Genomic DNA, 23,166 nt, shown 5'->3' with positions numbered 1-23,166 from the left:
TAAGAAATGCTCGAACGGTGTCGGCGGTTCTGTTCTAGCCAGAGCCGGGCCTTGGGTATAGGCTGAAATCCATGTCTTCAGATATTGCTTACCCTGCGTCGCATTTGTCGCGGGGAGGTCCTGTTGATGTGTTTCGAAAAGTAGTTTAATGGTAAACTAATTTCTCAACACCTGCGCCGAGAGGGACACATGGCTGCACAATCTTATGATCTGATCGTAATCGGGGCTGGCCCCGGCGGCTATGTCGCTGCAATCCGTGCCGCCCAGTTGGGTCTGAAAACCGTTGTTGTCGAACGCGAACATCTGGGTGGCATTTGCCTGAACTGGGGCTGTATCCCGACCAAGGCGCTATTGCGATCGTCCGAGGTGTTTCATCTGATGGAACGCGCCAAGGAGTTTGGCTTGAAGGCCGATAAGATCGGCTACGATCTGGACGCGGTGGTCAAAAGATCGCGGGGCGTGGCCGGGCAACTCTCGGGCGGGATTGGCCATCTGCTGAAGAAGAACAAGGTCGCTGTTGTGATGGGCGAGGCAACAATTCCGGCCAAGGGCAAGGTAAGCGTCAAGACCGACAAGGGCACCGAAGAACTCACCGCCAAGAACATCATTCTGGCGACCGGTGCTCGCGCAAGGGAATTGCCGGGGCTTGAGGCGGATGGTGATCTGGTGTGGACCTATAAACATGCGTTGCAACCGCCGCGGATGCCGAAGAAACTGCTGGTCATCGGTTCAGGCGCGATCGGCATCGAATTTGCCAGCTTCTACAACACGCTGGGCGCAGATACGACCGTGGTCGAAGTGATGGACCGGGTGCTGCCCGTAGAAGATGCCGAGATCAGCGCATTGGCGAAAAAGGCGTTCACCAAGCAAGGCATGACCATCATGGAAAAAGCCATGGTCAAGCAACTGGACCGCGGCAAAGGCAAAGTGACGGCTCATATTGAGGTCAAGGGCAAGGTTGAGAAGCACGATTTTGACACCGTGATCTCGGCCGTTGGCATTGTCGGCAATGTCGAGAACCTTGGGCTCGAAGCTTTGGGGGTCAAGATCGATCGGACCCATGTTGTGACGGATGAATATTGCCGCACCGGTGTCGAAGGTTTGTATGCAATCGGTGACATCGCGGGCGCGCCCTGGCTGGCACACAAGGCCAGCCACGAAGGCGTCATGGTCGCGGACCTGATCGCGGGTCAACATGCGCATCCGGTCAAACCCGAGAGCATTGCGGGATGCACCTACTGCCAGCCTCAGGTGGCATCCGTGGGATACACCGAAGCCAAAGCCAAAGAGCTGGGGTATGACATCAAAGTCGGTCGCTTCCCCTTCATCGGCAACGGCAAGGCGATTGCTCTGGGCGAGCCGGAAGGTCTGATCAAGACCGTCTTTGATGCCAAGACGGGAGAGCTGCTTGGCGCACATATGATTGGCGCGGAAGTGACGGAACTGATTCAGGGATATGTCGTAGGTCGCCAGTTGGAGACCACCGAGGAGGACCTGATGAACACCGTTTTCCCACACCCAACCTTGTCAGAGATGATGCATGAAAGCGTGCTTGATGCGTATGATCGCGTGATCCACATGTAAGGAAAGGGGGCTCTGCCCCCGCCGCGGCAAGCCGCGACTCCGCCGGGATATTTATAGCCAGATGAAGCAGGGGATCCGTACTTCATCTGGCCGAAAATATCCCGGAGCGCGAGGCAGAGCCTCGCAAAAAACCGTCTATTTGTTCAAAGCATCCAGAATACGGGCCCAGGAGCGGATGCCCTTGTGGAAGCTTTTGACGTCATATTTCTCATTCGGAGAATGGATGGCATCATCGTCGTTTGCATAGCCAACCAGCATCGAATCAAGCCCCAGTACGGTGTTGAAATACCCGACGACAGGAATTGACCCGCCCATCCCGGTAAAGACGGCCTCGCGATCCCATTCGTCCGAAAGTGCGGCGCGCGCGGCTTCGAATTCAGGGCGGTTGATGTTCATGACCGAAGCGGGAGAGCCTTCCAGGTCGTTGTCCCAGACCACTTTGGCGTCCGGAGACAAGCGCTCCTCTACATGTTTGCGAATTTTTGTACGCAGTGCATCGGGGTCCATGTCCCCCACGAGGCGGCAGGTGATTTTACAATGCGCTTCCGATGGAATCACGGTTTTCGAGCCCGCTCCATTGTAGCCGCCCCACAGGCCGTTCACCTCGAGCGTTGGACGCGCCCATTGCTGTTCGAGTGTCGAATATCCCTTTTCGCCATGTGGTTGGGTATAGCCGACCGAATTCAGGTAGTCTGCTTCGTCGAAACCGCAGTTTTGCCATTGTCGCAATTGGTCATCTGGCACTTCGTGGACGCCTTCGTAAAAGCCCTCAACCGCAACGCGCCCGGTTTCATCATCGTAGAACGAGGCGACGATTTTTGACATCTCACGCAGCGGGTTCAGACCAGGACCACCGTAATGGCCAGAATGCAGATCGATGCGGGGCCCTATGATGGTGAACTCATCCTTCAGCATTCCGCGAAGTTGGGCAGCAATGGATGGAACCCCGCGTGAGACCATCGAGGTGTCGCAGACCAGTGCGAGGTCCGCTTTGAGCTCTGCCGCGTTTTCCTCGAGGAACGGGACCAGTGACGGAGAGCCCGATTCCTCCTCGCCCTCAAAGAAGAAGGTGATGCGGCAGGGCAGGGATCCATGCACGGCCTTCCAGGCGCGACAGGCTTCGACAAAGGTCATCAGTTGCCCTTTGTCGTCAGATGCGCCGCGCCCGCGGATGACAGGTCCGTGCGCGGTGTCTTCGATGGCAGGATCGAAGGGCGCGCTGGTCCACAGATTCAGCGGATCGACTGGCTGCACATCATAATGGCCGTAAAACAGGATATGCGGGGCGTCCGAGTCTTCTCCTACATGACCGACAACCATGGGGTGGCCCGGAGTTTCCCGTTTTTCCGCGTCAATTCCGATACTGCGCAGATCGGTGACCAGCCAATCTGCGGCGCGGCTGACCTCGTCTTTAAATGCGGGATCGGTCGAAATGGACTGTATCCGCAGCAACTCCATTAGGCGGTCGATCGAGGCGTTAAGATCATCGTCAATCCGGTTCAGCACGGTGTCTAGCGGCATAGGGGGCTCCTGCTTTTCTAGGTTTGGCGAACCCTAACAGCGTGATCAGCGCCGTCCAGAGTGGTTGCAGGGAAAACCAAAGCGATCGCGCGAAGTATTGTAACAAAGCGGTGCCTGCGTCGTTTCCACGCGTTCGATGGCCGTAACAATACTTGTCGTAGAAGGCGCAACCTTCTATTTGATGCAAATCAAAGTTGGGTTCACATGTTCGGCTGTAACCAGCTGTATAAAGGAACACAAAGCCGCCAAAGCAGGGTACACTGTATAAGTGGCAGACTATTTGCCCAGGGGAAACCGATATTGGGCGCTCAAGGAGGGTCCGTTGGACTATACTGCTCAGCTCGATTCAGCGATTGCCAGGCTGCATGATGAAGGACGTTATCGGACCTTTATCGACATCGAACGTCGCAATGGACATTTCCCACATGCGGTGCGCACGCGCCCGGATGGGTCACAGCAGAACATCACTGTATGGTGCGGCAACGACTACTTGGGCATGGGGCAGCATCCGGTTGTTCTGAATGCCATGCACGAGGCCGTTGACGCCGCAGGCGCAGGCTCGGGCGGTACGCGCAACATCTCTGGCACCACGGTCTACCACAAAAGGCTTGAGGCCGAGCTGGCTGATCTGCACGGCAAAGAAGCCGCGCTGCTGTTCACCAGCGCGTATATCGCCAATGATGCGACGCTCAGCACGCTGCCCAAACTGTTTCCCGGTCTGATCATCTATTCCGACGCGCTGAACCATGCCTCGATGATCGAAGGTGTGCGCCGCAACGGCGGTGCCAAGCGTATCTTCCGGCACAATGACGTGGCGCATCTGCGCGAGCTGCTTGAAGCAGACGATCCGCAGGCGCCCAAGCTGATCGCTTTCGAGTCGGTCTATTCGATGGATGGGGATTTTGGCCCGATCGAAGAGATCTGCGATCTGGCGGATGAATTTGGCGCGCTGACCTACATCGACGAAGTGCACGCGGTCGGCATGTACGGCCCACGTGGTGGCGGCCTGACCGAGCGGGATCGCCTGGCCCATCGGATCGACATTATCAACGGCACTCTGGCCAAGGCGTACGGCGTGATGGGCGGCTATATCGCGGCCAGCGCCAAGATGTGTGACGCCGTGCGCTCTTACGCGCCGGGCTTCATCTTTACCACATCGCTACCGCCTGCTGTTGCAGCTGGGGCTGTTGCTTCGGTTGCGCATCTAAAGACCGCGCAGGATCTACGAGATCAGCATCAGACCCAGGCAAAGATCCTCAAGCTGCGGCTGAAGGGGATGGGTCTGCCATTGATCGATCACGGCAGTCACATCGTGCCCGTGATCGTCGGCAACCCTGTGCACACCAAAAAGCTCAGTGACATGCTGCTGGACGATTATGGCATTTACGTGCAACCGATCAATTTCCCGACCGTCCCGCGCGGAACCGAAAGGCTTCGTTTTACCCCGTCTCCGGTGCATGGACCCGACGAAATGAACCGTTTGGTGCAGGCGATGGACGAACTTTGGTCACATTGTGCGCTAAATCGCGCCGAACTTGCCGGATAACCTCACGCCAAAGTGTGCAACGAGTTTGCCGCGTGTTAAGCTTACGCTAACAAAATAAGCAGACGAATCATTGTTGAGATGATTCGCCGCTAACGCGAAATACGCGACAGGCAGAATGGGGCAGCAGGGATGATTGGGCGCAGATCACAGCGCAATTCCGAAGAGGACGTGGATGTCAGACCAAAAGGGTTTGACGATTACGAGATTCGTCTAGGCGACAAGATGCGCGGCGAACGCGCAACGATGGGCAAATCTCTTTTGGACGTTCAACGCGAGCTGCGGATCAAAGCCAACTACATTGCTGCAATTGAAAACGCCGATCCCGATGCGTTTGACACACCCGGCTTCATAGCCGGGTATGTGCGTTCTTATGCGCGGTATCTGGGTATGAACCCTGATGACACCTTTGCAACCTTCTGTATGGAAAGCGGGTTTGAGGTGGCGCACGGCATGTCGGCCGAGGCGTCCGTGGTTCGCAAGCCCACTGGCGGACTGCCAGCGCGTGGCCCGATGGGGCGCGATCCGTTTATCTCGCCCAACACGCCCTTCATTCCGGGCAAAGAACCCCTGGTCAGTCAGATTGAACCGCGCGCCATCGGCTCATCGCTGGTGTTGTTGGCGGTGATTGGCGGCATCGGCTATGGCGGCTGGGCTGTTTTGAACAAGATTCAGCAGGTTCAGGTCAGCCCAGTCGAACAGGCACCGGTGGTCCTGTCGGATCTCGATCCGCTTGATGCGGCGCGCAGCAGTGCTGCTGATGCCGAAGTGGAAACTGCGAGCACCGAAGCATTGGATCGTCTTTATCGTCCTCAGGCGCTGGACGTACCGGTTCTGGTGGCCCGTGATGCACCGATATCCACTCTTGATCCACGCGAGGTGGGTACCTTCCGTCCACCGGAATTGCCAAAGTTCGAAGTGGCTGAGTTCCACACAGTTGAACGTCCGGCGCTACCGCAGGTGGTCGAACAGATCGACACAATGCTCAAGATCGTGGCCGTTGACCCCGCTTGGATGCGTGTGACGGCTGCGGATGGCAGCGTCATTTTCGAAGGCACGCTGGGCACGGTTGAGCAGGGTAGCGTATTTGAAGTGCCGTTGACCGAAGAGCCGCCGTCATTGCGTGCGGGCGCATCCGGGTCGGTTTATTTCTCGATGAATGGTGAACATTACGGCCCGGCGGGCGCACCAGGCACCGTTGCCAAAGGGGTTGTCCTGTCGAAAGACGCAGTATCCGAGACCTATGCGGTGGCCGATCTTGAGGCAGAGCAGAACAGCGCGCTCAAGCAACTGGTGGCGGAACTCCAGACCGAGGCGACAGAAGCGCCCGCCGAGTGATCTAGCCATTGCGATAACCCGGTTGCCGAACTATCTACTGTCGCAACTCAGGCAGATGCGGATCCGTCCTTATGTCCCTCAATCACGTACGTCCCTGGCGCGACATATACCGTCGCAAATCCCGTCAAATCATGGTCGGCAATGTCCCTGTTGGGGGTGATGCGCCCATTGCGGTGCAGACCATGACCAACACGCTGACCACCGATGTGGCAGGCACCGTGGCGCAGGTTCAGGCGGCGGCTGAGGCGGGCGCGGATATCGTGCGCGTCTCGGTCCCGGATGAGGCATCGTCCAAAGCGCTGAAAGAGATCGTGCGCGAAAGTCCGGTGCCAATCGTGGCAGATATTCACTTTCACTATCGCCGTGGCATCGAAGCCGCTGAGGCGGGGGCAGCCTGCCTTCGCATCAATCCGGGTAATATCGGGGATGAAACCCGCGTGAAAGAGGTCATCCAGGCCGCGCGCGATCACAACTGTTCGATCCGTATCGGGGTCAACGCGGGGTCACTGGAAAAGCATCTGCTTGAGAAATACGGCGAGCCGTGCCCCGAGGCGATGGTCGAAAGCGGACTGGAACATATCCGCATCCTGCAGGACAACGACTTTCACGAGTTCAAGATCAGCGTGAAGGCCAGCGACGTTTTCCTGTCTGCCGCTGCTTATCAGGGCATTGCCGAAGCTACCGACGCACCGATCCATCTGGGCATCACCGAAGCCGGAGGGTTGGTCAGCGGCACCATCAAATCCGCCATCGGTTTGGGCAACCTGTTGTGGATGGGGATCGGTGACACGATCCGCGTCAGCCTGTCCGCAGATCCAGTGGAAGAGGTGAAGGTCGGGTTCGAAATCCTCAAGTCGCTGGGGCTTCGTCATCGCGGCGTGAACATAATCTCATGCCCGTCCTGCGCGCGGCAAGGCTTCGACGTCATAAAAACCGTCGAAGCGCTGGAGCATCGGCTGGAACACATCAAGACGCCCATGTCTCTGTCGATCATAGGTTGCGTCGTAAACGGTCCGGGTGAGGCGCTGATGACGGATGTTGGCTTTACCGGTGGCGGGGCAGGGTCCGGAATGGTTTATCTGGCGGGCAAAGCCAGCCACAAGATGTCGAACGATCAGATGATTGAACACATCGTTGAACAGGTTGAGAAGAAAGCAGCAGAACTGGACGCCGCAGCAGAGGCAGCGGAGTAGATGTGTATCGTCAGGATCATTTCGTCGAAGGCATTTCTGCAAGGTCAACAAAAACGAACTGCCGGTCTTCACTGAAATGAACTGGCGGTACTCTTAGATTTTGGTTGGTTGGGCCTTTTCTGGGCTGGCCCCACAAATCAAAATGTACGGCTAGGCATGGATCGAAGAATCCACCGTAGTCCCCAGCGTTTGTTTGAACGATGCATCCATATCCCCCGACATTTATGGGGCTGACGATCAGCCATTCCAGTTGGGCGAAGGCCTCTTTGTCGAGGTCGCGTGTAAGAGATCCGTCATTCAGAACTGCAGACCAATCTTCCTGAGTTATGCTTGGGTCGAGCTGGGCCATCGCTGCGGCCATTTCGGTAAGGTCGCGACGCCACAGCACAACGGGTTTCCCATCAAATAGAAGAGTTTTGGCATCACCGGGTTCCCAGTTTTTTGTCGGGACAGAGTGTACGCTGGATTGATATTTGGCTTTGACGTCAGCTGTAGGTTTCGTGCTGGAAGTTAGAAAAAACAGTCCTGCCACAACGGTCAGCAAGGCCCAACCTGCCGTTACATAGTAAACGAGAGGACCCCTGTTTTTCATTTGTTGTCTGCTCTGAATCGGTACAATTAACCGCGTTCAGGTAGAATAATTATCTAAATGCATTCACCGCTGGAAGCGGTTTCGATCTACTGAGATGCATACAGCGTCAGTAAAGTAACCCGTGGTTTACTCCAATCAGATACTTCTAAAGCCTTGAATTAGAGAAACGACAAAACTCTGGCCTATGCGTGGTGTAGGGCGGCGATGCCGCCCCACTTCCTTAACCCTGTTCTGCGCGTACGCCGTCCGCAATTTGCTTCATCTGATCGGCGGGCAGGAAGCCACGCAGCATTTCGGTGCCCAGAACAAAGGACGGGGTGCCCGAAATCTGCATTCGCTGCGCCAGCGCGCGGGTGCGGGTGATTTCGTCCGACACGCGGTCGCTGTCCATCGCGGCAATGATTGCATCGCTGTCCAGACCCAAACCGTCCGAGATGCGGCGCAGCGAGACTTCAGAAGGCTCGCCGGTGAACTCCAGCAGGGCGTCATGGACCTGCTTGTAGGCATCGTCGCCAGCCACGTGCTTGGTGGCGACGGCAAAGCGCGAAGACAGGACAGACGCGTCACCCAGAATCGGGAACTCCTTGATAACCAGACGGATGTTGCCGTCTTCGGCCAGCAGGCTGGCCACTTCGGGGACAGCACGGCGGCAATATCCACAGCGGTAATCCATGAATTCGACCAGAGTGATATCCCCGTCCGGATTGCCACCGACCCAGCTATAGCCATCGTTGAACAGCTCGTCCGCGTTGGCTGTGACCAGCTCTTTGTCTGCAACAGCTTCGGCAGCAGCGTTGCGTTGTTCGAGAATGTTGATCGCCTCGATGATCACTTCGGGGTTTTCCAGAAGGTATTCGCGCACCTGCGCGCCGAATTCGGCCTTTTCGGCATCGCTCAATGCGTTCAGGTCCAGCGCCTGCGCCGAGGTCGCCGCCATGGAAAGCCCCAGAAGGGCGGGTGCAGCATGTCTGAGGATCATTTCCGTTTCCTTTTGCTTTTCTTGAATCGTTCCGACGCAATCAACACGTCTTGTGCCCTTTGCCAACCCGGTGAACCTTCGGGCAGTCGCGCTACGGCGCGTTTCGCGTGAATTCCGGCATCTTCCAGCCGCCCTTGCAGCGCATACCGCTCTGCCGTCACGGTTGATGCCATACCGTTATTACCAACCTTTGAATAGGCCACACCCAAATCCTGCATCAGGCGCGCGTTGCGAAAATCTCGGGAACGGGCCTGTTCCAGTGCCGTCAGGGCCTGATCGGTTTCGCCCTGCGCCAGCAAGGCGCGTCCATAACCTGCAAGGATCAGCGCGTTGTTCGGAGCCATTTCCACGGCGCTCTGAAACGCTTGCACTGCGTCGTTTATCTGCCTGTTTTCCAAAAGGATTTGCCCTTTTAGATCGTAATAGAATGGGTCATTTGGGCGGATGGTCAGCGCCTCATCTATGGCGGCACGGGCGCGGGACAGGTCGCGGTTCTGGTGATATGCCGATGCCTCGCGCATCAGCCGGATGTCACGGTCGGATTCTTCTTTGGCACGCCGCAAAGTCCAGCTTGGCGACCGCAGGAATGCTGACAGCTTGCCTTTGACGCGGGCGAACCAGTAATCGGCACTGGAATTGGGCACGGCCCTGTCACCAAATTCGTCCAGAAAAGCTTCGGCGGCACGCAGGCGTTCGCGGCTTGTTGGGTGCGACCGCATGTAAGGGTCCTGATTGGCAACGCTCAGCAATTCCTGACCAGCGAACTTCCGGTGCAGCTCGACCATGCCGCTGGGAGAAATTTGGGCCCATCTCAGATAGCTGGCGGCACTTCGATCGGCCGAGGATTCTTCGGCACGAGTGTGGCCCAGAAAACTGCGAAGGGCCGCGCCCTGAGTACCTGCGGCGATGCCGATGGCTGCTTCGCCACCACCGGCAGCCGCCGCCAGCAGGGCCAGAGCGGTGCCAAGGCCGGCATTGCGCCGTGCTGCCTTCAGGTTCTCGGCCCGTCGCGCCAGATGGCCATTGGCGATATGGGCGGCTTCGTGCGCGATGACGGCTTGCAGCATTTCAGGGCTCTCGACGCTCAGAATCAGGCCGTAATTCACATAGATCGCGTTGTAGTCGATGACGAAAGCGTTGAACGTGTTGTCATTGACCACCAGAATCTGAACGCGATTGGTGTTTAACCCGGCAGCGCGAAGCACAGGAAAGGCCAGTTCACGCAGCCCATATTCGATATCAGGATCACGGATCAGGCTTTGCGCATGGGCTTGCGCCGCCGCCACGAGCCAGACGACAGCTGCAAGCATCAGAGCCGGGATTGACGCCAGCCTGGATACGCGTTCAAAAGCCATGGCTGCAACATGGGAGATGGGCATGAGAAACTCAACCCGGTCCGGGGTCGATCCGTTTATTGTGATGGACGTGATGGAGGCCGCGCGCAAGGCGGAAGAGGCCGGACGCCACATCATCCACATGGAAGTGGGACAGCCCGGAACTGGTGCTCCTCAAGGGGCAACCGAAGCCCTGGCAAAGGCAATGGAACAGGGTCCTTTGGGTTACACGGTGGCTTTGGGGCTGCCCGCGCTCAGGCAACGGATCGCGCGGCTTTATGGCGAATGGTATGATGTTGACCTGAACCCGGATCGAGTGGTGATCACCCCTGGATCCTCAGGCGGGTTTCTGCTGGCCTTCACAGCGTTGTTCGACAGCGGGGACCGGGTTGGCATCGGCGCGCCCGGTTATCCGTCCTACCGCCAGATCCTCAAAGCGCTGGGGCTGGTGCCCGTCGATCTGCCAACCGCGCCGGAAAACAGGTTGCAGCCCGTAGCCAAGGATATTCAAGGGATGGACCTGAAAGGTCTAATGGTTGCCTCGCCTGCAAACCCAACCGGCACAATGCTGGATCATGCAGCTATGGGCGCGCTGATTGAAGCCGGGCGTGGGCAAGGGGCGTCGTTCATCAGCGACGAAATCTATCACGGGCTGGAATACGAAGCCAAAGCCGTGTCCGCGCTGGAGCTGACGGATGAGTGTTATGTGATCAACTCATTCTCAAAGTACTTTTCGATGACCGGCTGGCGCGTTGGATGGATGGTCGTGCCCGAGGATCAGGTGCGTGTGGTCGAACGGATAGCCCAAAACATGTTCATTTGCGCCCCCCATGCCAGCCAGGTCGCGGCATTGGCCGCGATGGATTGCGAAGACGAATTGCAGGCCAATCTGGACGTCTATCGCCAAAATCGTGCACTGATGCTTGCGGGGCTGCCCAAGGCCGGGTTCGCAAACATCGCCCCGCCTGATGGCGCGTTTTATGTCTATGCCGATGTGTCTGACCTGACCAATGACAGCCGAGCCTTTGCGGCAGAGATTCTGGAAAAGGCAGGTGTCGCGGTCACGCCGGGGTTGGATTTCGACCCGCAAAGGGGTCATACAACCCTGCGCTTTTCCTACGCCCGTGCGACGGGTGATATCAAGGAAGGTCTTGCCCGTTTGCAGCGTTTTATGGCGGACCGAAAGGCCGTTGGCGCGCAGGTTTGAACCGTTCACAAAGTTCCCCGTGTGGTGTAGGGTTCGATCCAAACGATCTCGGGAAAACTTGAGGCTATGAGCAGGATCTTCTTTTGCATCGCTCTGATCTGGGCGCTGGCGAGTGGCGCGGTCGCGCAAGACTTCAGCGCTCTGGCGCGTATTCAGCCGGACCAAAGCCGCATAACAGACGTCGGGCGCACTGGCGTGCGGGTGGATATCGGCCTCAGCCAGGGGGTGCCGTACCGGATTTTCACCTTGCAGGATCCCTACCGGATGGTTTTGGATTTTAACGAGGTCGACTGGACCGGGTTGAAGCCCCGGGACTTCCTGCAATCTGATCGTATCAGCGGTGTTCAGTTCGGGGCCTACGTTCCGGGTTGGTCGCGTCTGGTGCTGGAACTGGGCGCGCCTATGGCGGTCGAGACAGCGCAGTTGACTGTCGCCGAAGACTCTGGCGCGGCTTTGTTGACCCTTAACCTCAAAGGCACGGATTTCGACACGTTCAACGCAACTGCGGGCGCGCCACGTAATCCGGGATGGGACCTGCCTGAACCCGCCAACCTGCCGCAAACAGCACCCCGCAGTGCTGACCAGCCCCTTCGCGTCATGCTGGACCCGGGGCATGGCGGTATAGATCCAGGGGCCGAGGTTGGTGGGGTCGATGAGAAAACCCTGATGCTGACCTTCGCACGCGAGCTGCGCGAAGTTCTTTTACGTTCAGGCGGATATGAGGTGGTCTTGACGCGGGTCGAAGATCAGTTCGTCTCGCTTGAGCGCCGGATTGCTTTGGCTCATCGGGCCGGGGCGGACCTGTTCATCTCGCTGCACGCTGATTCCCTGTCCGAGGGACAGGCACATGGCGCGGCGGTTTATACGTTGTCCGAGGACGCCTCGGACGTGGCGAGTTCAAAGCTGGCGGAACGGCACGATCGCGGGGATTTGCTGTCTGGTGTTGACCTCAGCGGCTCGGATGATCAGGTGGCTGATATCTTGCTGGACCTCGCGCGGCAAGAGACCAGGCCACGCACACGGTCCCTGGCCACAGCGATTGCCAACGGTATGGCGCAGCAGGGCGGCCCGATGAACCGCAAACCGCTGCGCACGGCGTCTTTTTCGGTGCTCAAGGCCGCAGATATCCCTTCGGTTCTGGTCGAACTTGGGTTTCTGTCCAGTCCTAGAGATCTAAAAAATCTCAAGGATCCGGATTGGCGGGCAAAAATGACGCTGGGGATTTATCAGGGGCTTGAGGATTGGCGCCAACAGGATGTGATCCGCAAATCCCTGATTGGCCAGTGACCTTACGGCGCAAAACGGCTAGAATACGCTTGGTGTTTTGACCCTTGGGCGGTGCGACACTATATAGGCACCACCGCGAGAAAAAGGCAGTAACGTGATCCGGTTCATACTTTCGATTTTCGGGGCGATCTTCAGTATCGTCACCTTGGGTATCTTCATGGTCGCACTGGTAATCGGTGCGGTGTTCTGGATGTATGGCCGCGACCTGCCAAGCCATGAATCGCTGGCCCAATACAAGCCGCCAACCATCAGCCGGATTTATTCGGGCGAAGGGCAGTTGATCGACGAATTCGCGCAGGAACGTCGCCTGTTCACCCCGTCCGAAGACATCCCCGATCTGGTAAAGCAGGCTTTCATTTCTGCGGAAGACAAGAACTTTTATACCCATCAGGGGTATGACCCGCGCGGCATTATTGCTGCCGGCGTTGAGGCCGTACGCACCAAGGGCGAAACCGTGCGCGGGGCGTCGACCATCACCCAGCAGGTGATGAAGAACTTCCTTTTGTCGGGCGACCGTCGGGCTGAACGCAAGATCAAGGAAATTATCCTCGCCACCCGGCTTGAGGATACCTTGGACAAGGAACAGATCCTCGAACTTTACATGAACGAGATCTTTCTGGGCCAAAACTCCTATGGCGTAACCGCTGCCGCGCAGACCTATTTCAACAAGACCTTGCAGGAACTGGCCCCGCATGAGGCCGCAATGCTAGCGGCCATGCCCAAGGCACCGTCCGACTATCACCCGGTTCGTCAAAAAGAGCGCCTGCTGGCCCGCCGCAACTATGTTCTGCGTGAAATGAATCAGAACGGCTATATCGATCAGGCGACCTATCAGACCGAGGTCGAATTGCCGTTGCGCTCGGTCCAGAACGGCGATTTCGAAAGCTTCCGTACCGCTTTGCCGCCGCGTGACTACTTCACCGATGAAATCCGTCGTCAACTGAGTGAGGATTTTGGAGAAGGTGAGTTCTTTACCGGCGGCTTCACGGTCCGTGCGTCTGTAGACGAAGAGATGCAGGTCGAAGCGGCGCGTGCCCTGCGCGAGGCGTTGCAGAAATACGACCGCTCACGCGGCAAATGGCGCGGCACGGGCGAAGTCGTTGCAGAAGAACAACTGACCGACGAAGCGCAATGGCGCGAAGCGCTTGCGATCATGGAAATCCCGCGTGACGTTGTTCTGCCAACGCGCTGGCATCCGGCTGTGGTTCTGGACGTGGCCGACCAGCAATTGACGGTTGGTATCGAGGACGGCCCCGCCGATGGCGCCGTCCCGCGCTCGGACATCAAATGGATGCAGGGTGATTTTGCTGCAAACTTCAAACGCGGCGACGTGATCCTTGTGATGGCCGGGGAAGAGGGGCAATGGTCCGCCCGGCAGGTGCCCGAAGTGCAGGGCGGCTTTGTTGCGATGGATGTGAACTCGGGCCGCGTTTTGGCCATGCAGGGCGGGTTCTCGTATCAGGACACTGTGTTCAACCGCGCCACGCAGGCGCAGCGTCAGCCTGGCTCATCCTTTAAGCCTTTCGTCTATGCCGCTGCGCTGGACAGTGGCTATAGCCCGGCTACCATCGTTGTGGATGCACCGATTGAGGTGAACACCCCACAGGGACTGTGGCGTCCCAAAAACTCGTCAAACAAATTCTACGGACCAACGCCGTTGCGCACCGGGATCGAGCAGTCGCGGAACCTGATGACCATCCGTCTGGCGCAAGAAGTCACGATGCCGGTTGTTGCGGGGTATGCGGAACGTTTTGGCGTCTACGACCGGATGGGGGCTTTCCTTGCGAACTCGCTGGGATCCGAGGAGACGACGCTGTATAAAATGGTCGCCGCCTATGCCATGTTTGCAAATGGTGGTGAGCGGGTCGAACCCACGCTGGTTGACCGTATTCAGGACCGGTTTGGCAAAACCATCTATCGCCACGATGATCGTCAGTGTCTGGATTGCGATTCCACATGGATGGCGCCCGACGAATCTCCGACCCTCGTGACAGATCGCGCGCAGGTCATGGACGCCATCACGGCCTATCAGCTGACGTCGATGATGAAAGGCGTGGTGGATCGCGGTACGGCATCGCGCGTTGTGAATCTGCCGGTTCCGACAGCGGGCAAGACCGGAACCACCAACGAATCCAAGGATGCGTGGTTCATCGGGTTTACCTCGAACATCGTGGCGGGCTGCTACATCGGGTATGACCGCCCGCGCCCGATGGGACGAGGGGCTTATGGTGGCACGATGTGTGGCCCTGTGTTCCAGAGCTTCATGGAAAAAGCTGTCGAGAAATACGGTGGCGGTCCGTTCGAAGTGCCGGAAGGCGGGCACTTCATCAAAATCGACCGGTTCAGTGGCGCACGACTGCCTGACGATGCCAGTGGTGACTATGTCGTTGCTGAATTCTTCCGTGACGGAGTCGATGGCTTTATCGACCGCGTCTACGATGGCGGTTTTGCGATCGGTTCGGACCTGCCGTTGTTCGAGGAAGTGCAGCGCGCAGGCGTACAGGTGCAGACCTCGACAGGTCAGACGGTGACTGTTGGGCCCAAAGCCACGCAGGGCGACCTGAGCACAGGTGGTCTTTATTGATCGGCGTGACGCAGCAGAAATTGAAGCAAGTCGGCCTCTGCATCCTGTGTGATCGGGCCGCGTGATCTCCAATAGATCGACAAGGCACATTTTGCGGCGGCCCATTGGGCCAGCCGGAGCCGTGGTACGTTCAAGGCGCGGGCATACAGCGAAAGACAATACTCAATTTGCGTGGGTTGTCGCACCAGGTCGGGCATCCCTTTGGGGTGTCGCAAGGCATTCGCCAGCTCAAAAGCCGGGTCGCCAAAATAGCCTTTGGCGTCAATGATCTTGGGGCCGTCAGGCGTTAAAATGATGTTGTCGGGGTGAAAGTCGCCGTGCAGAGCGGTGCGATGGGGCTGTTCATCTAGCAGGGCTTGGGCAAGGGTGGTCGCTTTTTCAATGTCCCGCCTCAGTGACCCTGGGCAATTGGTGGCATATTGAACAGTGAACAGAGGTGCGAAGACCCTTTCTAATGGCTTCAGCCCCTGCACACTGATTTGCGGTGGTTTATGCAAGCCCTGTGCGGCCCGGGCCAAAAGCTTTACCGCGCGATCCGGATTACCGTTGCGGGCAATGTCCCCCAGGGATGGACCTTCCAACCACTCCATCAGCACAGCACTTGCCGTTTCGTTCACGATCCGAACGGCCCCGCGACCTTGCCAGGCTGCCATCAGGTGTGCGCCGGGGGCCTCATTCCCCCGATCTATACGTCGATAGGCTTTCAAAGCCCGGTCAACACCAGCCTGAGCCCTTACCTTCCACACCCACGCGTGCGCGGTTTCGGATACCTGTGAGATTGGGGTCAAACCCCATCTTTCCAAAATCTCGGCCGGTGCAGCCTGCATTCCCGTTCTGCCTGTCTTGTGGTGTCTCGCACCTCTTGCTATCACGCAGGCCTGATTGAGCAAGTTGGGACAAGACCATGCGCGCCGAAACCCAGAACATCGTGACTGAAATCGAAAAGTCGCTAGAGCTGCTGGCGCAGCGTATGGACTATGAAACCGCACCGCATCGCCTTGAGGAATTCAACGCGCGTGTCGAAGATCCCAACCTGTGGGACAACCCCGAGAACGCGCAGAAGCTGATGCGCGAACGGCAGATGCTGGTCGACGCGATCGAGACCTATGAAACCATCAAGACCGATCTCAGCGACAATATCGAGCTGATCGAATTGGGCGAAATGGAAGAGGACGAAGAGGTCGTTCAGGATGCCGAAGCGGCGATCAAGGCGCTGCATGGCAAAGCCGCTAAGAAAGAGCTTGAGGCTCTGCTGGACGGCGAGGCTGACAGCAATGACACGTTTCTCGAAATCAACTCGGGTGCCGGTGGCACCGAAAGCTGCGACTGGGCCTCGATGCTGGCGCGGATGTATGTGCGCTGGGCCGAGAAGAAGGGCTATACCGTCGAGCTGCAATCGGAGACGGGCGGTGAAGAAGCAGGGATCAAGTCCGCCGCTTACAAGATTTCCGGCCACAACGCTTATGGCTGGCTGAAGTCGGAAAGCGGAGTGCATCGTCTGGTGCGGATTTCGCCGTTCGATTCTGCGGCCAAGCGGCATACCTCGTTCAGTTCGGTCTGGGTCTATCCGGTGGTCGACGACAATATCGAGATCGAGGTGAACCCAGCCGATATTCGGATCGACACGTACCGATCCTCGGGTGCGGGTGGTCAGCACGTGAACACAACCGACTCGGCAGTACGGATCACGCACATCCCAACCGGGATTGTTGTGACCTCGTCCGAGAAGTCGCAGCACCAGAACCGTGACATTGCCATGAAGGCCCTGAAATCGCGCCTCTATCAACAGGAACTGGACCGCCGGAATGCCGATATCAACGCCGCGCATGAGGCCAAAGGCGATGCAGGCTGGGGCAACCAGATCCGGTCATACGTGTTGCAGCCGTACCAGATGGTGAAGGATCTGCGCACCAATCACGAAACCTCGGACACCAAGGGTGTGCTGGATGGTGATCTGGACGGGTTCATGGCGGCGACGCTGGCCCTGAACGTTGCAGGCAAAAGCCGGTCCGAGGCGCAGGGCGACAGCTAAAGTGCAAGGCCAGAGCGCTTTCCTGAACCTGCTGAAAGGGCACTGGCAGCTTATTCTGATCACTGGTTCGGTCTTTCTTCTTTGGAACACACCCGTTGTGATTCCACTGAAGATTTTGACCGTCTTCCTGCATGAGCTGTCCCACGCCGTGACGATTCTTTTGACCGGTGGATCTGTCGAGAGCTTTTCGATCTCACCACAGCAGGGTGGAATGGTGATCGGCCGGGGCGGCAACCGGTTTCTCAGCCTGACCGCCGGATATCTTGGATCGCTTATGCTGGGTATGGTTCTGCTGATCCTTGCTTTGCAGACAAAGGCCGACCGCGCCGTTCTGGCGGTTTTCGGCGGTGTCATGTGTCTGGTGGCCGTGTTGTACATCCGTGACCTGTTTGCGCTTGTTTTCTGCGTAGGAACCGGGGCGGCGATGATCGCCACGGCCTGGTATCTGCGCCGCGAAGTCAGCGACCTTGTGCTGCGTGTGATCGGGCTGACCAGCGTGATCTACGTGCCGTTCGATATCTTTGACGATACGATCCGGCGCTCTGGGATGCGGTCAGACGCGTTCATGTTGGCCGAGGAGTTCGGCGGAACCACGATGATCCGGGGCGGGGTATGGTTGGTGTTGAGTGGCATCGCGATCTACTTGTGCCTGCGCTACTGCCTTGGACCCGACAGCAACCTGCATTTTGGTCAGGCAACAAGGTGAAGCTGTCCAGTGGTGCAGTCAGGAAAAGATACATTTAGACAGTGGGTTTAAATGAGCTGAACCGCTCGCTAGGTTGTTGAAGACCAACAACAGAATGGCGTTTTATGGACCTGACCCGGATATCGGCCAAAGAGCTTTTGAAACAGCTGGCAACCCGTCAGGTTTCAGCCACGGATGTGATGCGCGCCACCCTGGATCGCATCGCCAAAGTGAATGGCGAAGTGAACGCTATTGTAGCGCTACGGGAACAGAGCGCGTTGATGGCCGAGGCACAGAAGCGCGACAGCGGCCCAGTCACCGGCCCGCTGCACGGTCTACCTATTGCGGTCAAGGATTTGGTCAATGTAGCAGGTGTGGTCTCGTCTCACGGATCGCCTTTGTTCAAGGGCGTCGTGCCGGACAGTGACGATCTGATTGCCGCCCGGATGCGGAACGCGGGGGCCATTCTGATCGGTAAGACCAACTCGCCGGAATTTGGATTGGGCTCTCACACGTTCAACCCGGTTTATGGCGCGACGCGCAACCCGTATGACGCGGATCATACCTGCGGAGGCTCGTCCGGTGGCGCGGCGGTTGCCTTGGCCACGGGTATGGTAGCGCTGGCAGACGGATCCGACATGATGGGCAGCTTGCGCAATCCGGCGGCCTGGAACAACGTCTATGGCTTTCGCCCAAGCTGGGGCAGGGTGCCATCTGACCCCGTTGGCGATAACTTTCTGCATCAACTGTCCACGCTTGGTCCCATGGCGCGCAACCCCGAGGATCTGGGCATCTTGCTCGACGTAATCTCGGGGCCAGACCCGCGCCTGCCTTTGGTCTCTGAAAGTGCTCCGGTGTCTCCGGTGGCTGCGGCGGATATGAAGGGGCTGCGGATCGGTTGGCTTGGGGATTGGGGCGGGGCGTTCCCGACCGAGCCAGGCATTCTCGACCTGTGCAAAGATGCTTTGAACGTGTTTGAAGGGCTTGGTGCTGATGTGCAAGACGTGGATCCGCCCTTCGATGCTGAACAGCTTTGGACCAGTTGGATCACGTTGCGGTCCTTCAGCGTTGCAGCGGGGCTGGAGCCTTTGGCCTCACAAAAAGACCATCTGAAAGACACAGCGCAGTGGGAGCTGGATCGCGGTTTGGCGATGCGTGCGATGGAGGTGCAGCACGCCAGTTTAATTCGCTCGGACTGGTTCCGGCGCGCAGTGGACCTGTTCAATCAGTTTGACGCATTGGTCCTGCCATCCACACAGGTCTGGCCCTTCGGGGTCGAGACGCCGTACCCGACCAGTATCGCGGGCCGGGCCATGGATACTTATCACCGATGGATGCACGTCACAGTACCGGTCAGTCTGATCGGTTTGCCCTGTCTGGCAGCACCTGCGGGGTTCGGTTCAAACGGTCTGCCGATGGGGTTCCAGCTGTTTGGGCCACGGGGCGCGGATCAGAAACTACTGTCGGTTGGGGCGGCCTATCACGCCGAAACCAATTGGCCAAACAAGAGACCGGCGATGTCATAACGTCGGACAGGGAGGAGGAGACTACATGGATAAGCCTTTTGGTGTGCCGGAATTGCGACCGGTCGATACCGCCATGCTGCGTACTGCATTGCAACGCGCGTGGGCTGATTTCCGCCGCGCACCGCTTTTCGGGCTGATCTTTGCGGGCTTTTACGTGCTGGCCGGCTGGGCCATGGCGTGGGTGACTGTGCAGACCGGAACAACCTTCTGGCTGGTGCTGGCGGCCATTGGGTTTCCTTTGATCGGACCCTTCGCAGCGGTCGGGCTTTACGAGGTCTCGTACCGGATTGAGCAGGGTAAGCCCTTGGATATTGGTGCGATCTTTGGGGTGGTGCTGCAGCAAAGCCGCAGGCAGTTACCCTCAATCTGCGCAATCATCGTTGTGATGTTCCTGTTCTGGTTCTTTTTGGGGCACATGATCTTTGCCCTGTTCCTGGGGCTGGCCACGATGACAAATATTTCGACGTCGACCGAAGTGTTCCTGACGCTGAACGGTCTGACCATGCTGGCCGTAGGCACGGCGGTTGGGGCGGTTTTTGCAACCGTCCTTTACATGATCACTGTTCTCTCGATCCCATTGCTGTTGGATCGCGAATTGGACTTTGTCACCGCCATGATCACAAGCTTTTCCTATGTAAAGGAAAACCTGTTCGTGATGCTTGGGTGGGGGGCGCTTATCGCGATTTTGACATTCGTGGCGATGGTGCCCTGGTTTCTGGGACTGTTCGTGGTTTTGCCATTGCTTGGCCACGCAAGTTGGCATCTTTATCGGCAGATCACGCAGGGCGATAATCCGCAGGCATCCGCATCTGCGACAGGTTAGACCTGCTGTGCAAGATTGTTCGTGGACAGGCGCGCAGCGGCAAATATGGCAGCGGAATCGTGCCCGAGATACTTGAGAACAACAGGTTCCGGAGAGGACGCCTCGGCTGTATTGATGACCGACCCACGCCATTGAACCGCTGTACCTGTCGGGTCCGGTGAGATCAGATAGACCCGGCTGTTGTGACCGGCCCGCTGGGAGGTCAGCATATAAACGGTGTCGCCGCTACCGGCTGCAATCCCTTGTATCTCACGGGCCTGCGGCGTTGCTTCGGGCATCGCCGCGCGGGACAAATATCCACGTATCAAGGTGCATTGGGGCAATGGTCGGGCGTGCAATAACGTCATGCGATGCTCGTCCGAAGTGCTTTCGATCACCGCATAAAACCCTGGTGAAAAGGCGGATTTTTCAATGGCGTCAGACCCGGACCCCAAAAACTTGGTCAGCGTCGAGGTGGCGGGGTGGTCTTCTATTTTTTCGATTTCATCCAGTGGTTTCAGAAGGATGCGGGCGTCCACATCGAAAAAGCGACAAATCCGATCCAGAACATCCGGCCGCGGAACGCTTTCGCCGGAAAGATACCGATTGAACTGAGTCCGGTTCACGCCAAGCTGACGACACAGGGCCGAGACCGAGCGATGCTGCCGCGCCAATTGACGAAGGTTCGCGCTGAACATATCGCGAAGTTCTTCAGGACTGCGGATGTCTTCGGTCATGGGCGCCCATGTTTAGTTGTTTTTCCAGATGAAACCATCCGAGCACCAAGGCCGAAGCTGGATGCGCATAGATAAATCGTACAGAATGACCCCAAGCAACGTATCCCCACGTCGCGTTGCGGCACAAAGGTTAATACCCAAAAGCGCAAACGCAATAGGGTTTATCCCATTTTGCGTGATCTTTATCTGGAAAAACTGACCCTATGGTAAAATTAGCGCATAGAGATCGTATGAGTTGAATGCGTGGTGCTATCAACTTCAAGGATGTTCCCGCCTTGGATTAAGGAAAAGCTCCAAGGCGGGAAACGTATTTAATCGCCGCGCAGAAGGGCCGCTACACCGGTCCGTGCCACCTCGACCAGACCCAGCGGGCGCATGAGGTCGGCAAAGGCATCGATCTTGTCGGGCGCGCCGGTGATCTCGAAGATGAACGAGTTCAATGTGCTGTCGACGACGTTGGCGCGGAAGATGTCTGCCAGCCGCAACGCCTCGACCCGTTTGTCGCCTTCTCCCACAACCTTGATGATAGCCAGCTCCCGCTCGACCGAGGGGCCTTCGACCGTCAGGTCATGCACGTCATGCACGGTCACGATCCGGCCCAGCTGCGCTTTGATCTGTTCGATCACCTGCGGTGTCCCGGTGGTGACGATGGTAATGCGGCTCAGGTGTCCGGTGTGGTCGACCTCGGCCACGGTCAGGCTTTCGATGTTGTAGCCGCGGCCAGAGAACAAGCCGATCACACGAGCCAGAACGCCCGGTTCGTTCTCGACCAGAACGGCAATAGTGTGCCGTTCCTGAACGTCCGAAAAGGTAGGCCTTAGATTATAGGCCGAATGGCGGGTTGAGCCCTTTACGATATTTAGCGGTGTCATGGGAAAACCTCATCATGAGCAGAGAGTTCGGATGGTCTTCGCAACTCTGAAATCAAAGCACGAAGGCAGACTAGGCAAGCGAGTATCAGAATGGGGAAGAACAACAGGCGAAGAGAAAAAACCGTGCTGTCTCGAAAGGCATCAAACAGGAACGCAGGCGTGACGCCGATCCACATAGCTGCCGCCAGAAGGATACCCCACGGTCGCTGTGTCAGGACGCCGGCCCTCAGCAAAAACAGGGCCGCCATTGCAAGCAAAGCCGCTTCGTAGTGCCAAAGATATGGTGTCGACAACAAGATACCCAGAATGAGCACGGCAACCTGCAGATCAAAGCCAACTTTAATGCTGCGCCATGCCAAGAAGACGGCGATTGCAGCCAGAGCAGTTATCACCCACTGCAGGATCAATGCGAATAACTCGCCGAAACCAAGGCTTGCCAATAAAGAGTATGGGCTCACCATATAAGGGTTCGAACCGATACCGTCCCTGATTTTGTCGGCATGTACGGACATCATTTCCCGCAATTCCAACCAATATTCGGCGCCGAAAACCAGTGTTGCAAAGACGGATATCGCAATGGTCGTGATGACGGCTGAAGCGATTGTTCTCCAGGCTCCGCAAGCAATCAAAGCAACGGGGATCAGCAATCCCAACTGCGGTTTAAGCGTTAGCAAGCCAATGAAAATGCCAGCAAGAACATAGCGATGATCGCGAAGCGCAGCCAGCGCCGCCAAGAGCCCGGCTGTCCAAAGCGCAGCTGTTTGCCCCAAATACAGACTTGGAAGAAGAGCTGGCGGCAGGGCAAAGGCAAACCATACCGGTAGGATGCCGCCGGAAAAGGGGCGGACGGCCAGAACCAGCGCCAGAATCGAGATGGCAGAAAAAACCGCCCAGGCTTGGGGAAAGGTCAAAGCGCCCAGCGGTTGCATGGCCAGCAGAAAAGCAGGTGGGTACAACCAGGGACCCCACTCGCCTTCCTTGTACGCCTGGTGGACATCGATCAATCGTTCGACATCAAATGCGGCGAGGGGCTCGCCCAGGTAAGCAAGCCGCCCAGCGGACCAGAAAACTTTGAAATCAAAGTTCAACGCCTGCTTCCCCTCAAGCGACAGCTGGTACCAAGCGGACCCTAGAAAGAACACAAACAAAGCCAGCACAAATGCGGGTGCCAGCGTGCCGACTTGCCAACCACGTTGGCCGTTAAAAACAGCCAAGTTCTCCTCTGCGCTCGAGGCGCTTGAGGGTATAGACGTGTTTCGGTCACGCATGTTTGTTTCCTTTCGGACTGCGCGCGGCAACGTCAGCGATGCCAAAAACCGATCTATAGATCGCTTCGACAAACGCCGCCAC

General features: G+C 57.5%; 19 protein-coding genes. 11 read left to right on the top strand and 8 right to left on the bottom strand.

Annotation, left to right across the window (positions count from 1 at the left end):
* Positions 1 to 189: 189 nt before the first annotated feature.
* Positions 190 to 1,584: a dihydrolipoyl dehydrogenase gene (gene lpdA / locus AC2FLD_RS10030; RefSeq protein ID WP_496669062.1), complete on the top strand. Its 1,395-nt coding sequence runs from the start codon at positions 190 to 192 to the stop codon at positions 1,582 to 1,584.
* 135 nt (positions 1,585 to 1,719) lie between these two features.
* On the opposite strand, the gene AC2FLD_RS10025 is transcribed toward lpdA, so the two are convergent.
* Positions 1,720 to 3,105, bottom strand: coding sequence for a dipeptidase (locus tag AC2FLD_RS10025; protein WP_496669060.1), 1,386 nt, complete (start codon positions 3,103 to 3,105; stop codon positions 1,720 to 1,722).
* Between the two features lie 322 nt (positions 3,106 to 3,427).
* Between AC2FLD_RS10025 and hemA the strand changes: the two genes are divergently transcribed.
* From hemA to ispG, 3 genes are all read left to right on the top strand, one after another.
* On the top strand, positions 3,428 to 4,651 hold the full coding sequence (gene hemA, locus AC2FLD_RS10020) for a 5-aminolevulinate synthase (RefSeq protein ID WP_496669057.1): 1,224 nt from the start codon (positions 3,428 to 3,430) through the stop codon (positions 4,649 to 4,651).
* A 129-nt stretch (positions 4,652 to 4,780) separates the two neighbouring features.
* Positions 4,781 to 5,986, top strand: coding sequence for a helix-turn-helix domain-containing protein (locus AC2FLD_RS10015; protein WP_050602152.1), 1,206 nt, complete (start codon positions 4,781 to 4,783; stop codon positions 5,984 to 5,986).
* A gap of 71 nt (positions 5,987 to 6,057) precedes the next feature.
* Positions 6,058 to 7,179: a flavodoxin-dependent (E)-4-hydroxy-3-methylbut-2-enyl-diphosphate synthase gene (gene ispG / locus AC2FLD_RS10010; protein WP_496669055.1), complete on the top strand. Its 1,122-nt coding sequence runs from the start codon at positions 6,058 to 6,060 to the stop codon at positions 7,177 to 7,179.
* 16 nt (positions 7,180 to 7,195) lie between these two features.
* Here the strand turns inward: ispG and AC2FLD_RS10005 are convergent, their stop codons facing one another.
* From AC2FLD_RS10005 to AC2FLD_RS09995, 3 genes are all read right to left on the bottom strand, one after another.
* On the bottom strand, positions 7,196 to 7,771 hold the full coding sequence (locus AC2FLD_RS10005; RefSeq protein WP_496669054.1) for a Rieske (2Fe-2S) protein: 576 nt from the start codon (positions 7,769 to 7,771) through the stop codon (positions 7,196 to 7,198).
* A gap of 220 nt (positions 7,772 to 7,991) precedes the next feature.
* Entirely contained in the window at positions 7,992 to 8,750 is a 759-nt protein-coding gene (locus AC2FLD_RS10000; RefSeq protein ID WP_050602154.1) for a DsbA family protein, read from the bottom strand.
* Positions 8,747 to 10,129 (bottom strand): M48 family metalloprotease, encoded by a 1,383-nt coding sequence (locus tag AC2FLD_RS09995; protein WP_496669053.1) that lies wholly within the window; start codon positions 10,127 to 10,129, stop codon positions 8,747 to 8,749. The genes AC2FLD_RS10000 and AC2FLD_RS09995 overlap by 4 nt, the downstream gene beginning before the upstream one ends.
* On the opposite strand from AC2FLD_RS09995, the gene AC2FLD_RS09990 reads away from it, so the two are divergent.
* The 3 genes from AC2FLD_RS09990 to AC2FLD_RS09980 all read left to right on the top strand — a co-directional run bounded on the left by AC2FLD_RS09990 (position 10,128) and on the right by AC2FLD_RS09980 (position 15,162).
* On the top strand, positions 10,128 to 11,291 hold the full coding sequence (locus tag AC2FLD_RS09990) for a pyridoxal phosphate-dependent aminotransferase (RefSeq protein WP_496669051.1): 1,164 nt from the start codon (positions 10,128 to 10,130) through the stop codon (positions 11,289 to 11,291). The two genes, AC2FLD_RS09995 and AC2FLD_RS09990, sit on opposite strands and share 2 nt — an antisense overlap.
* A 66-nt stretch (positions 11,292 to 11,357) precedes the next feature.
* On the top strand, positions 11,358 to 12,578 hold the full coding sequence (locus AC2FLD_RS09985) for an N-acetylmuramoyl-L-alanine amidase (protein ID WP_496669049.1): 1,221 nt from the start codon (positions 11,358 to 11,360) through the stop codon (positions 12,576 to 12,578).
* 94 nt (positions 12,579 to 12,672) lie between these two features.
* Complete coding sequence (locus tag AC2FLD_RS09980; RefSeq protein ID WP_496669048.1) at positions 12,673 to 15,162, top strand: penicillin-binding protein 1A; 2,490 nt, start codon at positions 12,673 to 12,675, stop codon at positions 15,160 to 15,162.
* Here the strand turns inward: AC2FLD_RS09980 and AC2FLD_RS09975 are convergent.
* Positions 15,156 to 15,989, bottom strand: a complete 834-nt coding sequence (locus AC2FLD_RS09975) for an aminoglycoside phosphotransferase family protein (protein ID WP_496669046.1) — start codon at positions 15,987 to 15,989, stop codon at positions 15,156 to 15,158. The two genes, AC2FLD_RS09980 and AC2FLD_RS09975, sit on opposite strands and share 7 nt — an antisense overlap.
* 77 nt (positions 15,990 to 16,066) lie before the next feature.
* Between AC2FLD_RS09975 and prfB the strand changes: the two genes are divergently transcribed.
* The 4 genes from prfB (at position 16,067) to AC2FLD_RS09955 (ending at position 20,228) form a co-directional block, all read left to right on the top strand.
* On the top strand, positions 16,067 to 17,194 hold the full coding sequence (gene prfB, locus AC2FLD_RS09970; RefSeq protein ID WP_496669043.1) for a peptide chain release factor 2: 1,128 nt from the start codon (positions 16,067 to 16,069) through the stop codon (positions 17,192 to 17,194).
* Between the two features lies 1 nt (position 17,195).
* A complete protein-coding gene (locus tag AC2FLD_RS09965) occupies positions 17,196 to 17,900 on the top strand; it encodes a M50 family metallopeptidase (RefSeq protein ID WP_496669041.1) in 705 nt (234 codons plus the stop codon).
* A 104-nt stretch (positions 17,901 to 18,004) separates the two neighbouring features.
* Complete coding sequence (locus tag AC2FLD_RS09960) at positions 18,005 to 19,405, top strand: amidase (protein WP_496669038.1); 1,401 nt, start codon at positions 18,005 to 18,007, stop codon at positions 19,403 to 19,405.
* A 25-nt stretch (positions 19,406 to 19,430) separates the two neighbouring features.
* Positions 19,431 to 20,228, top strand: a complete 798-nt coding sequence (locus AC2FLD_RS09955) for a DUF2189 domain-containing protein (RefSeq protein WP_496669036.1) — start codon at positions 19,431 to 19,433, stop codon at positions 20,226 to 20,228.
* On the opposite strand, the gene AC2FLD_RS09950 is transcribed toward AC2FLD_RS09955, so the two are convergent.
* The 3 genes from AC2FLD_RS09950 to AC2FLD_RS09940 all read right to left on the bottom strand — a co-directional run bounded on the left by AC2FLD_RS09950 (position 20,225) and on the right by AC2FLD_RS09940 (position 23,030).
* Complete coding sequence (locus tag AC2FLD_RS09950; protein WP_496669033.1) at positions 20,225 to 20,944, bottom strand: helix-turn-helix domain-containing protein; 720 nt, start codon at positions 20,942 to 20,944, stop codon at positions 20,225 to 20,227. The two genes, AC2FLD_RS09955 and AC2FLD_RS09950, sit on opposite strands and share 4 nt — an antisense overlap.
* A gap of 311 nt (positions 20,945 to 21,255) precedes the next feature.
* Positions 21,256 to 21,816 carry an acetolactate synthase small subunit gene (ilvN, locus tag AC2FLD_RS09945; RefSeq protein ID WP_050602164.1) on the bottom strand — a complete coding sequence of 187 codons (561 nt, stop codon included), beginning with the start codon at positions 21,814 to 21,816 and terminating at the stop codon, positions 21,256 to 21,258.
* Positions 21,813 to 23,030, bottom strand: coding sequence for a glycosyltransferase family 87 protein (locus AC2FLD_RS09940; protein WP_496669030.1), 1,218 nt, complete (start codon positions 23,028 to 23,030; stop codon positions 21,813 to 21,815). The genes ilvN and AC2FLD_RS09940 overlap by 4 nt, the downstream gene beginning before the upstream one ends.
* Positions 23,031 to 23,166 lie beyond the last annotated feature (136 nt).

It is taken from the genome of Ruegeria sp. CDSA021 (assembly GCF_059612325.1).
Note: the sequence above shows the minus strand (reverse complement) of the source record. Positions and strands in the feature narration are given on the sequence as shown.

Bases quoted from the DNA above. Each gene is read 5' to 3' on its own strand.
- lpdA (WP_496669062.1), top strand. From the start codon at position 190: ATGGCTGCACAATCTTATGATCTGATCGTAATCGGGGCTGGCCCCGGC.
- AC2FLD_RS10025 (WP_496669060.1), bottom strand. From the start codon at position 3,105: ATGCCGCTAGACACCGTGCTGAACCGGATTGACGATGATCTTAACGCC.
- AC2FLD_RS10015 (WP_050602152.1), top strand. From the start codon at position 4,781: ATGATTGGGCGCAGATCACAGCGCAATTCCGAAGAGGACGTGGATGTC.
- ispG (WP_496669055.1), top strand. From the start codon at position 6,058: ATGTCCCTCAATCACGTACGTCCCTGGCGCGACATATACCGTCGCAAA.
- AC2FLD_RS10005 (WP_496669054.1), bottom strand. From the start codon at position 7,771: ATGAAAAACAGGGGTCCTCTCGTTTACTATGTAACGGCAGGTTGGGCC.
- AC2FLD_RS10000 (WP_050602154.1), bottom strand. From the start codon at position 8,750: ATGATCCTCAGACATGCTGCACCCGCCCTTCTGGGGCTTTCCATGGCG.
- AC2FLD_RS09990 (WP_496669051.1), top strand. From the start codon at position 10,128: ATGAGAAACTCAACCCGGTCCGGGGTCGATCCGTTTATTGTGATGGAC.
- AC2FLD_RS09995 (WP_496669053.1), bottom strand. From the start codon at position 10,129: ATGCCCATCTCCCATGTTGCAGCCATGGCTTTTGAACGCGTATCCAGG.
- AC2FLD_RS09985 (WP_496669049.1), top strand. From the start codon at position 11,358: ATGAGCAGGATCTTCTTTTGCATCGCTCTGATCTGGGCGCTGGCGAGT.
- AC2FLD_RS09975 (WP_496669046.1), bottom strand. From the start codon at position 15,989: ATGCAGGCTGCACCGGCCGAGATTTTGGAAAGATGGGGTTTGACCCCA.
- prfB (WP_496669043.1), top strand. From the start codon at position 16,067: ATGCGCGCCGAAACCCAGAACATCGTGACTGAAATCGAAAAGTCGCTA.
- AC2FLD_RS09960 (WP_496669038.1), top strand. From the start codon at position 18,005: ATGGACCTGACCCGGATATCGGCCAAAGAGCTTTTGAAACAGCTGGCA.
- AC2FLD_RS09955 (WP_496669036.1), top strand. From the start codon at position 19,431: ATGGATAAGCCTTTTGGTGTGCCGGAATTGCGACCGGTCGATACCGCC.
- AC2FLD_RS09950 (WP_496669033.1), bottom strand. From the start codon at position 20,944: ATGACCGAAGACATCCGCAGTCCTGAAGAACTTCGCGATATGTTCAGC.
- ilvN (WP_050602164.1), bottom strand. From the start codon at position 21,816: ATGACACCGCTAAATATCGTAAAGGGCTCAACCCGCCATTCGGCCTAT.